This window comes from Bacteroidota bacterium, assembly GCA_039714315.1.
Taxonomy (GTDB): domain Bacteria; phylum Bacteroidota; class Bacteroidia; order Flavobacteriales; family JADGDT01; genus JADGDT01.
Window position 1 is genome coordinate 1 of sequence record JBDLJM010000104.1, and the last position, 11205, is coordinate 11205.

9 protein-coding genes are annotated in these 11205 nt (G+C 35.3%); 5 read left to right on the forward strand and 4 right to left on the reverse strand.

The features are described 5' to 3' along the window. Positions 1-100: 100 nt before the first annotated feature. Entirely contained in the window at positions 101-3025 is a 2925-nt protein-coding gene (gene gcvP / locus ABFR62_10325) for an aminomethyl-transferring glycine dehydrogenase (GenBank protein MEN8138814.1), read from the reverse strand. A gap of 184 nt (positions 3026-3209) precedes the next feature. On the opposite strand from gcvP, the gene ABFR62_10330 reads away from it, so the two are divergent. The 3 genes from ABFR62_10330 (at position 3210) to ABFR62_10340 (ending at position 5782) form a co-directional block, all read left to right on the forward strand. Continuing rightward, positions 3210-4028, forward strand: a complete 819-nt coding sequence (locus tag ABFR62_10330) for a hypothetical protein (GenBank protein MEN8138815.1) — start codon at positions 3210-3212, stop codon at positions 4026-4028. Between the two features lie 98 nt (positions 4029-4126). Then, the gene (locus ABFR62_10335; GenBank protein ID MEN8138816.1) at positions 4127-4960 is read left to right on the forward strand and encodes a restriction endonuclease; all 834 of its coding nucleotides are present in this window, start codon (positions 4127-4129) and stop codon (positions 4958-4960) included. Positions 4961-4978: 18 nt separating this feature from the next. Beyond that, positions 4979-5782 carry a class I SAM-dependent methyltransferase gene (locus ABFR62_10340; GenBank protein MEN8138817.1) on the forward strand — a complete coding sequence of 268 codons (804 nt, stop codon included), beginning with the start codon at positions 4979-4981 and terminating at the stop codon, positions 5780-5782. Here ABFR62_10340 and ABFR62_10345 read toward each other — a convergent pair. The 3 genes from ABFR62_10345 to ABFR62_10355 form a co-directional block, all read right to left on the reverse strand. After that, the gene (locus tag ABFR62_10345) at positions 5779-7236 is read right to left on the reverse strand and encodes a tetratricopeptide repeat protein (GenBank protein MEN8138818.1); all 1458 of its coding nucleotides are present in this window, start codon (positions 7234-7236) and stop codon (positions 5779-5781) included. The genes ABFR62_10340 and ABFR62_10345 overlap by 4 nt on opposite strands. Positions 7237-7329: 93 nt before the next feature. Further along, entirely contained in the window at positions 7330-8112 is a 783-nt protein-coding gene (locus ABFR62_10350) for a C4-type zinc ribbon domain-containing protein (protein ID MEN8138819.1), read from the reverse strand. Next, positions 8113-9207, reverse strand: coding sequence for a Nif3-like dinuclear metal center hexameric protein (locus ABFR62_10355; protein MEN8138820.1), 1095 nt, complete (start codon positions 9205-9207; stop codon positions 8113-8115). A 204-nt stretch (positions 9208-9411) separates the two neighbouring features. Between ABFR62_10355 and lpxK the strand changes: the two genes are divergently transcribed. Both lpxK and ABFR62_10365 read left to right on the forward strand, forming a co-directional pair. Then, a complete protein-coding gene (gene lpxK / locus ABFR62_10360; GenBank protein ID MEN8138821.1) occupies positions 9412-10452 on the forward strand; it encodes a tetraacyldisaccharide 4'-kinase in 1041 nt (346 codons plus the stop codon). Then, on the forward strand, positions 10436-11205 hold a 770-nt coding region (locus ABFR62_10365), incomplete at its 3' end, for a purine-nucleoside phosphorylase (protein ID MEN8138822.1). The genes lpxK and ABFR62_10365, both read left to right, overlap by 17 nt.

An 11205-nucleotide genomic window follows, 5' to 3' on the forward strand; every position in this document is an offset into this window, starting at 1 on the left:
AAGTTCAAAGTCTAAAGTTCAAAGTCTAAAAAAAAACAGACCTCCAAAGTTTAATGAAAAACTTCGAAGGTCTGATATTGTTAACTCCAAGTACCTCATCCTATCCCCTTACAGAGAAATTAAGTCTCGGTTTATCCTCATCGTCCATATAGCTTTCTATAGGTTCGCAGGCACAAACTAAGTTTCTGTCTCCGTATGCATCATCAACTCTTCTTACCGCAGGCCAGAACTTGTTTTCAGCAACCCAGTCGAGCGGATAAGCTGCCTGTTGACGGGTGTATGGTAAATCCCATTCGTTGGCAGTAATTAATTCCAGAGTGTGGGGTGAATTTTTTAATGGATTATTAACTTTATCACAACTACCGTCTGCAATCTTTAGGATTTCTTTTTTGATAGAAACCATGGCCTCAATAAATCTGTCGAGCTCAGGTTTGCTTTCACTTTCTGTTGGTTCAACCATTAAAGTTCCCGCAACAGGGAAAGAAACTGTTGGGGCGTGGAAACCGTAGTCCATCAATCGTTTTGCAATATCTGTTACTTCGATACCGTGCTCTTTAAACGGACGTGTATCAACTATCATTTCGTGAGCTACCCTGTCAGCATTTCCTGTGTAAAGAATTTCGAATTCTTTAGCCAATTCCGATTTCATGTAGTTAGCGTTCAGAATTGCCATTTTTGTACTGTATGTCAATCCTTCTTCTCCCAACATACGTATGTAGCTGTAAGAAATAGAGTGTACCAAAGCCGATCCCCATGGAGCTGAAGAAATAGCTGTAATCGCATTTTTTCCACCTGTATTTACAACCGGGTTAGACGGAAGGAACTGTACTAAATGTTTGGCAACTCCGATTGGTCCAACTCCCGGTCCTCCACCTCCGTGAGGTATAGCAAAAGTTTTATGAAGATTTAAGTGACAAACATCTGCGCCAATTTCACCCGGGCTGGTAACTCCAACCTGAGCATTCATGTTGGCTCCGTCCATATAAACCTGACCTCCGAAATCGTGAATTGTTTTCGTAATCTCTTTTATCGGACCTTCATAAACTCCGTGAGTAGACGGGTATGTTACCAATAAACAAGCAAGATTATCTTTATGTTTTTCTGCTTTTTCTTTTAAGTCTTCTACATCTATATCTCCCTTTTCAGTTGTTTTTACAACAACTACATCCATACCGGCCATTACTGCCGAGGCAGGGTTGGTACCGTGTGCTGATGCAGGTATTAGAGCTATATTTCTGTGTTCTTCTCCAATCGACTTAAAGTACTCACGAATTACCATCAATCCGGCATATTCGCCTTGTGCTCCAGAGTTTGGTTGCAATGTAGTAGCTGCAAATCCGGTAATTTCACTTAGATAATTTTCAAGTTTTCTGAAAAGTTCGTGGTATCCTGAAGCTTGATTTCTGGGAACAAATGGATGAATATTTCCCCATGACGGCCATGATAACGGAAGCATTTCAGTAGCAGCATTAAGTTTCATAGTACATGATCCAAGAGGAATCATAGAGTGGTTTAATGCCAGATCTTTACGCTCGAGTTTCTTGATATATCTCATCATATCAGTTTCAGAGTGATATGAGTTGAATACCTCATGTGTCATGAATTCTGAAGTACGAATAAGACTCTCGGGAATTTTTACTCCACTGGCATCTGTTGTGTATACCTGAGCACATTCAACATGTTTTGCTTCTGCAAGTACATCAAGTATTTCATTTACATCAGATAATGAAGTTGTTTCGTTTAATGATATGCCAATTTTGGTATCATCAATATACAGGAAGTTTATCTTTTTCTGTTCTGCTAAACGTTTAACAGGTTCACTTGACTCCCCGCTTGGGTGCATTTCTTCGCCTAAATCAATAACTAAAGTGTCGAAGTAATACTTGTTAAGTTGTTTGAAGCCTAATCTTTCAATGCCTTTTTCAAGTGTCTTGGCTAAGTCGTGAATTGTATTGGCAATGAATTTAAGACCTTCAGGTCCGTGATATACCCCGTACATCCCCGACATTACTGCAAGCAGTACCTGAGCTGTACAAATATTAGAAGTAGCTTTTTCTCTTTTAATGTGCTGCTCTCTGGTTTGTAAAGCCATACGCAAAGCATGGTTTCCGTCAGCATCTTTCGATATTCCTATGATACGTCCGGGAATATGTCTTTTATATTCTTCTTTAGTTGCAAAATATCCTGCGTGAGGTCCTCCGTAACCTAATGGTAACCCAAACCTTTGGCTTGATCCTACAACCACATCAGCTCCCCATTCTGCTGGAGGTGTTAGTATAGAAAGTGATAATAAGTCGGCTGCAACGGCAACTTTTATTTCACTTTCTGATGCTTTGTTTACAAAGTCGGAATATTCATAAATTTCTCCGTTTTTTGCAGGATACTGTAGAATGGCACCGAAGAAATCCTCTGTTAACTCAACTGTTTCGTGATTACCAAATACAAGTTCTATTCCAAGTGGGGTAGAACGTGTTTTTAATACATCAATTGTTTGTGGTAATACTTCTTTTGAAACAAAAAATTTATTGGCTCCGGCCTTTTTCTTTGCCCTTGAACGGGAGCTTAGAAGCATTCCCATTGCTTCGGCAGCAGCAGTACCTTCATCTAATAAAGAAGAATTGGAAATTTCCATTCCTGTAAGGTCCGAAACCATAGTCTGGAAATTAAGTAATGCTTCCAGTCTTCCTTGTGCAATTTCGGCCTGATATGGGGTGTAAGCCGTATACCATCCCGGATTTTCGAATATATTTCGTTGAATAACACCGGGTAAAACCGATGCGTTATATCCTAAACCGATATATGTTTTGAATATTTGATTCTTTCCGGCCAGACTTTTGATGTGAGTCATGTATTCAACTTCCGATAAAGGCTCGGGTAAGTTGAGTTTTTTTGGAAGAAGAATATCATCAGGAATAGTTTCATAAATAAGGTCGTCCATTGAATTAACGCCTATTGATTCTAACATTTTTGTCACATCTTCGTTCATTGCCCCAATGTGACGGTATAGAAATTTTTCAGTTCTCATTACGTAAAGTTGTGTTATAATAATAAACTATAATTTATATGGTGCGAATTTAGTGAAATAAAAACTAAAATCAGCAATATTTGACAAAGTGTAATTACTTGTTTTTTACTTTTTTTATCCGGCTTTTGTATTTTATAAGTATGTGATTTCCTTGAGATTATTCTTTATATCTTTGCCGACTCTTATGGTAAATAGAATTAGATCGGTAATAGAAGATAGTAGTTTGTTTGTTGCACTCGGTGTTTGGAGCTTAGTGAAGCTTACCGGAGTGCTTCATTCAGTAGATGTTGATAATTTTTCCATCTTTTCATTCTTCTCGACTCTATTGGTTTATTCATTTTCAATCTTGTTTTCTTCCGGTAGGCTTAATGGGTTTAAATCACTTTTATCAATTGATAAATTATTGGTTCAGAAAACCGTATTCTTCATTTCTGCTTTAGTACTTCCTTTTTTTTTATTAAAGTTTAGCGTAGAGCTTATGTTGATGTTGATTCCATTAGGGGTAGTGTCTTTTCTTTATCCTGTTGAGATAATAAGTGAAAAGAAGAAAGGAATAGCCTTAAGGGAATTTCCGTATGTGAAAATATTTTTGATTGGTGTTTCGTGGGGCATAGTAACTGTAGTGTTGCCACTTTTTGAGTCGGGTGCAGATGTGAATTTATCAGTACTGACTGAAGCAATTGTAAGAGCTATGTTTGTTGTAGCAATTACTATTCCTTTCGATGTGAGAGATGTTTATTCTGATTCGCCTGAGATGAAAACTATTCCTCAGAGATTAGGAGTTGTAAAGGCTAAAATATTGGCTTACTTTTTATTACTCATAAATTTTGCTTACTATGTTTTTATGGGGCAGTTAGGGCTTAATTCGTTACTGCTGATTTTAATTACATTATTTGTAACATCCATTTTAGTAAGATATTCAGACTCAGACAAACCGCATTACTATTATTCTGTTTTTATGGAAAGTACATCTGTGATGTTGTTTTTTAGTATTTATATTTAATTTTTTTCTACTCCGTTTATAACATTTCAGAATAATAATAAATTGTAAATTTAGATATTTTCTACTTGAATAATTTCAGTTAAATGAATCTATAAGAAATGAAGCAGTTTAAAATAACAAAGAAATCAGGAGAGCAGGTTTTGTTTGAAGAAAGCAAGTTGCGACTATCTTTGGAAGGATCAGGAGCGGATCAACAAATTATTGATAAAGTTATTGAAGAGTTATATTCGTATGCCAAGGATGGGATGTCAACCCATAAGGTTTATAAGATTGCGTATTCTATTTTAGTTAAATTATCTAATAGAACAGCGGGACGTTATAGATTGAAAAATGCAATAATGGAATTGGGTCCTACCGGTTATCCTTTCGAGAAATTTGTTGGAGCATTAATCAAAAGTCAGGGTTTCGAAATAGATACCGGCCAGATAATAAACGGGCGGTGTGTACAGCATGAAGTAGACGTTGTTGCCGAGAATGAGGAAAAATTAATTGTGGTGGAATGTAAATTTCATCAGGAAGGAAAATCAAAAAGTGATGTAAAAGTACCTATGTATATTAGTTCAAGATTTGATGATATATTTAATCAATGGAAAAAAGAGGGAAAAATAAGAGGTCGGAAATATGAAGGTTGGGTGGTTACAAATACCAGATTCACTGGTGATGCCGAAAAATTTGGAAAATGCAATGGTTTAAAACTGCTATCATGGGATTACCCTAGTGGAAATAGCCTTAAAAATATTATAGACAAATCGGGACTACATCCTCTTACGAGTATTAAGAGTCTTACGCGTAAAGAGAAAAAAAATATACTGGATCAGGGAGCTGTTCTTTGCAAAGAATTAACAGAAGAATTGCTTGTTAAAAGTAATATCAATAGCCGTAAGATTAAAAAAATCCTGCTTGAGGCTAAAAATATATGTGAATTATTGTGATCTGAAAAATTTAAACGTATGAAAAATATAAAGGAAGCTTTTAAGGGGAATAGAGAATCGTGGAATAAACGCGCAGAAATACATTTTGATTCTGAGTTTTATGATAATAAGTCTTTTCTTAAAGGTAAAACATCACTTAAAGAGATCGAATTATCGGAGTTGGGAGATATTAACGGTAAGAAGCTACTGCATCTTCAATGTCATTTTGGACAGGATACTCTTTCGTTCTCGCGTATGGGTGCGGAGGTAACCGGAATTGATTTGTCGGATAAGGGCATTGATTTTGCAAATAAGTTAAAAGAGCAGGCAGGTTTAGATGCTAATTTTATTGTTTCGAATATTTATGACCTTAAAGATAATCTTGACGAAAAGTTTGATGTTGTTTATACGTCGTATGGGGTTTTAGGGTGGTTGCCCGATTTAGATAAATGGGCAAATATAGTTTCACATTTTTTAAAGCCAAACGGAGTTTTTTACATTGCTGAATTTCACCCGATTGTTTGGACCTTTGATGAGAAATTTGAAAATATAGCATATCCATATCAAAAAAGTGATGTAATAATAGAGGATATGAATAATACTTATGGCGATAAAAATGTAGAAGTGGAGCTCAGGGACTATATGTGGAATCACGGTTTGGGAGATGTGATAAATTCACTGATAAATAGCGGGCTGGAGGTAGAGTTTGTTAATGAACACAATTTCTCGCCATATAATGTTTTTGATGGAGGTATCGAAGTTGCTAAAGACAGGTTTATGATAAAAGGAATTGAAAATATGATTCCTTTGGTTTATTCAATAAAGGCAACCAGGAAAAGTTAGTTTTTAGTTTCTGTCAATAATTTCTTTGCTTTACTGTGGATAGAATAGGAGTAGGGGAAGTCTGCTAACTCTAAACATTTCTCCAGTGCTACTCTTGATTTTTTTATATTGTTTTTAATCAAATACAATTCACCAAGTTTTAAATAAGCATTTGCCTGATAATGCAATTTATTGTTGAACTGAAAAGCGGTGCATCTCTTGTAATTTTCAATTGCCTTGTTGTAATCGTTTAATTTATAGTAAATACCGGCAAGGCGGTAATAGTATATAATGTAATCGTTTGAGTTTTTACAAATATGCTCTCTGTTTTTGCTTAGAAGTGTCTTTTTGGCTTCATTGTAATTTCCTCCATCATAAATCAGTTGTGCTTTAACCAGTGTTGGATTGTCTAAAAACAAAACCTCGTTTTCGGCTGATTTATCGGTTTCACTAATTGAATTTATTTTTTTGTCGAGAGTTTTATATTTATAATGCCTGTATTTCTGAGTATTTCCCTTTATTAGTTCTAAATACGAAAGATACCTGTAGCCGGACTTTTTAAAATCATCTGTTTTGGCATTTTCAATAAATTCAAATAAGTATTTTTTGGCTCTGTTGTCGATTTCAAAAGTCAGCAGTTTTCCCGTAAAGTAGTTTAAGTAGTTAAACTTATTTTTCCATAGAATTTCATTTTGTATCAGAAGGTCTCTGGCTTCTTCGATCTTCGAATCCTTATATAGTAAATAAGATTCATAGTAAAGTAGAATAGGGTTTTTGTGGTAGTTTTTAATTTCATCAGAAATTCTCACAGAATTAACATCTCCAAATTCTTTTATGGCAAAAACATAGATAAATTTCTCTTTGTCTTTCATGAAATCGTAACTGCTATCTTTATTCTGTCTGATAGATCTTTCAATTTCTTTTATTCCTTTTTTATAGTTGCCTTCAAGTCCGAAAAATGCGGCAAACGATTTATAGTTGTCAGGAATTTGGCTAAAAGTACATAGTTGAAGTCCGTTTAGGGTGTGGATAGGGGAGAAGTCAGGGTGTATTTCTATTATTGAGTTTGTTAGTTTCGCAGCTTTGTAGATATTGAGTACACTATTCATATTGTGTCCTATCTTGGCATTTACAAGTGATTTCATCATCAGTATTTCTACCCTGTAAAAATCAAGCCATACTGACTTTAAAGGTGAAAGATTAATTTTTTCAAGAAAGTATGATAAAGAATCTGCCTGAATCTCATCTTTTTCAAAATCATTAAGCATGATCTTTGTAAAGTGAGATTGGGCTCTTATGTATGCTTCTGTGGGGGTAATTTTGTTTTTTTGAGCTGATAATATAGAGTCTGATTTGCTGAAGTTTAATGATAATGACTCATTATAGGCTTGTTTATATGCAGGATTCCACAGATTTTGCGCGTTTGCAGACAGGCTAATAAAAGATATGAGGAGAAAAAGTGCGGAGTGTTTCAATTGATATCGGGTATAACTTAATTATCACCAAATATAGAAAAAGCTGCCAATTAATTGACAGCTTTAATATTGTTAAAAAAACAGAATGTTTACTTAGTCTATAGAAGTAAACATAGCTTCCATTTTTTCTCTTTCTTCGTTTGCAAGGGCAGGATCAACTAAAATCCTTCCACTGTGCTCGTCAATAATTACTTTTTTTCTTGTAGCAATTTCCAATTGACGTTGTGGTGGTATAGTGAAGAATGAACCTCCTGAGGCACCACGTTCAATACTTACAACAGCTAAGCCGTTACGAACATTCTTGCGAATTCTTTTATAAGCAAAAATCAGTCTTTCTTCAATAAGCAGACCAAATTCCTCAGATTTAGCTAGCAAGAACTCTTCTTCGCGCTGAGTTTCGGCTAAAATACCATCAAGTTCATCCTTTTTGTGTTGAAGATGACCTTTTCTAGTATCAAGCTTAGTGTTGGTTTCTTCAATTGTTTGTTTCTTCTGAATGATTTTTGCCTGGTATTCACCAATTCTTTTTTCCGAAAGTTCTTTTTCTAAACTTTGAAATTCCATTTCTTTCGAAAGAGAATCGTACTCACGGTTGTTACGAACATTCTTTTGTTGCTCTTCGTATTTAATAGAAAGCTTATCAGCCTCTTCAATACCGACTTTCTTCTCCTTAATGTCGTTTTCTAAACCAGTAATGTCGGTTCCTAATTTTTCAAGACGAGTTTCCAAACCTGTAATCTCATCTTCTAAATCCTCTACTTCCAGAGGTAATTCACCGCGTACACTACGGATTTTATCGATTCTTGAATCAACCAGTTGTAGATCGTAAAGTGCTCTTAACTTCTCTTCTACTGTGATTTCTTTATCGTTTGCCATTTACAAATAATTGATTGGATTTGTATTTAATTCAGATAAAACGACTGCAAATTTAGTGATTTTTTTGCTAAGATATTCAAACAAAAGGTTTTTTGTGAACTGTTCACTTTCATAGTGCCCGATATCGGCAATAATTATCTTGTCTTCGGCGCCGTAAAATTCGTGATATTTAAAATCTGCAGATATAAAAACGTCCGCTCCTGATGCTATAGCTGACTTTGTTGCAAAACTTCCCGAACCGCCAAGTACAGCTATTTTTTTTATTTCCTTTCCTGTAAAATTACTGTGTCTTATACATTTTGTCGGCAATTTTTCTTTTAAATATTGAAAAAAATCAATTTCCGGCATAGGATTTTGTAATTCTCCCGTCATTCCAAGGCCGATTTGTTGGTTTTGATTGTCTAAAGTAGTTATCTCGTATGCAACCTCTTCATAGGGATGTACTTTTATCAGAGTGTTTAATATTTTTCTTTCTAAATGAGCCGGGAATGTAATGTTAATATTGCTCTCTTTTTCTATATGCAAAACTCCTTTCTCTCCAATAACCGGATTTGACTCCTCATTACCTTTGTATGTTCCATTTCCTACTATGTTGAAACTGCAATTATCGTAATTGCCAATAGTTCCAGCTCCACTTTCGAATAGTGCTAACCTCACTTTTTCGGCATTCTCAGCAGGAACATATGTTGACAGCTTTTTAATTGTATTTTCTTTTGGAAGTAATATTTGTTTATTTACTGCTCCGAGCTTTTGTAGTACAATGTCGTTTACACCTTGCCACGATACATCTAAGGCCGTGTGTATAGCGTATATGGCAATATCGTTTTTTATAGCTTTAATAACTGTTTTTTCCACATAGTTTTTTCCTGTGATTTTTTTTAATCCGGAAAAAATTATCGGATGGAAGCTTACTATCATGTTTAAGCCTTTCTCAACAGCTTCATCTACAACCTTTGGTAAAGTGTCGTGAGTTATTAGTATTCCCGTTAGTTTTGCATTTGGGTCACCTACCAGTAAACCAACGTTGTCGTAGCTTTCTGCGTAAAAAGTTGGTGATAGCTCTTCCAGTAAATTAATTATCTCTTTTATCTGCATAGTTATGGCGGAAAAATATTACAAACGGTACGTCTGTTATATGTTTCTCTGTTTTAAGTTGTTGATAAGTAGGTTGATAAATGTATTTTATCAATTATTGTTTTAAAACAATAGTTCCAAAAGAATTGATATATTCACATAGCCTAAAAAATTACATTGCAAATTACATGATTTCGGGAATATAATAAAATCAATTTGAAATCAATGAATATCATTCGATTTATACTTTTGCCTTTTTCTGTTCTCTACGGATTAATTACATATCTGCGAAATAAATTTTATGATTTTGGCTGGTTTAAAAGTACAGAATTCGATTTGCCTGTTGTTGCTGTTGGTAATTTAAGTGCAGGAGGAACAGGTAAAACACCTCATATTGAATATTTAATCAGACTGCTTAACGACAAGTACCATTTGGCTACTCTTTCACGGGGGTACGGGCGAAAAACCAAAGGTTACTTTATCGCTGATAAATTTACAAATGCGAGTGATATTGGTGATGAACCTATGCAGTTTCATCAAAAGTTTGAGAGTGTTAGTGTTGCTGTGGATGCAAATAGAGTAGAGGGAATAACAAAGTTGATGGATGAGAATGAAAAACCTGAAGTTATTCTGCTTGACGATGCTTTTCAGCACAGACGTGTAAAACCCGGTTTACAGATTTTACTTACCCCATATAATGATTTATTTTCAGATGACTGGATGTTGCCGACAGGAAGGTTGCGGGAATATTCTAATGGAAGTAAAAGGGCAGATGTGGTTGTAGTGACCAAATGCCCGGATAAGGTTTCCAATAAAAAAGTTGTAGAATTACATAAAAAACTGAATATCGGATCCCATCAGGAGTTATTTTTCTCAAAGATTGTTTATAGTGATGTGGCCTTTGGATGGGACAAAGTATTTGAATATGATACGTTAATAAAGTATAAGGTGTTGTTGGTTACAGGTATAGCAAATCCTGACCCTTTAATTAAGCACCTAAAAAGTTATGATATAATTTTTAAGCACCTTAAATTTGCTGATCATCATGATTTCACAAAAACTGATGTATTTGAGATAGAATCGGAATTTACCAATTTGGGGTCAGGTAAGAAGGTTATATTGACAACCGAAAAAGATTATGTTCGTTTAAATGCCACAGGTATTCACAAAAGTAATCTAATGTATCTTCCTATTTCTGTCGATTTTTTAAATGGTGATAAAGCCAATTTTGACAAAAAAATAAGAGCTTATGTTAAAAAAAATTAAGGAAACAGCTGATTTTATTAAATCAAAGTGGGGAGAGCAACCTGAGTTTGGAATTATATTAGGAAGTGGATTGGGACAACTTGCCGACGATATGGAAGCAGATGTTGTTTTGCCATATGAGGAAATACCAAATTTCCCTGTTTCTACAGTCGAAGGGCATTCCGGTGCTCTTTATCTCGGAACTCTTGGAGGGAAAAAAGTTGTAGCTATGAAAGGAAGATTTCATTACTATGAAGGCTACTCCATGCAGGAGGTAACATTTCCTGTGAGAGTAATGAAGTTACTAGGAATAGAAAAACTTGTTGTGTCGAATGCATGTGGAGGCGTTAATCCCAATTATGAAATTGGAGATATTATGCTGATAAATGATCACATAATGATGATGCCTGAACATCCGCTAAGAGGAAAGAATATTGATGAACTGGGACCGCGCTTTGTTGACATGAGTGAGCCTTATAGTTTGGAAATGATATCTAAAGCTCACAGAATAGCCAAAGACTTTGGATTTAGAACACATCAAGGTACTTATCTGGCTTTGCAGGGACCAACTTTCGAAACACCGGCCGAGTACAGGATGGTGAAAAATGTTGGAGCTGATGCTGTTGGTATGTCAACTGCTCCGGAGGTGATAGTTGCCAAGCATATGAATATGACCTGTTTTGGTATATCTGTTATCACGGATCTGGGAGTAGAAGGCAAAATTATAGAGGCCAGCCATGAGGAGGTTCAGGAAGTAGCTCAGCAAACTACTCC

Coding starts and splice junctions, on each gene's coding strand:
- gcvP (MEN8138814.1), bottom strand. CDS start 3,025: ATGAGAACTGAAAAATTTCTATACCGTCACATTGGGGCAATGAACGAA.
- ABFR62_10350 (MEN8138819.1), bottom strand. CDS start 8,112: ATGGCAAACGATAAAGAAATCACAGTAGAAGAGAAGTTAAGAGCACTT.
- ABFR62_10335 (MEN8138816.1), top strand. CDS start 4,127: ATGAAGCAGTTTAAAATAACAAAGAAATCAGGAGAGCAGGTTTTGTTT.
- ABFR62_10330 (MEN8138815.1), top strand. CDS start 3,210: ATGGTAAATAGAATTAGATCGGTAATAGAAGATAGTAGTTTGTTTGTT.
- ABFR62_10355 (MEN8138820.1), bottom strand. CDS start 9,207: ATGCAGATAAAAGAGATAATTAATTTACTGGAAGAGCTATCACCAACT.
- ABFR62_10340 (MEN8138817.1), top strand. CDS start 4,979: ATGAAAAATATAAAGGAAGCTTTTAAGGGGAATAGAGAATCGTGGAAT.
- lpxK (MEN8138821.1), top strand. CDS start 9,412: ATGAATATCATTCGATTTATACTTTTGCCTTTTTCTGTTCTCTACGGA.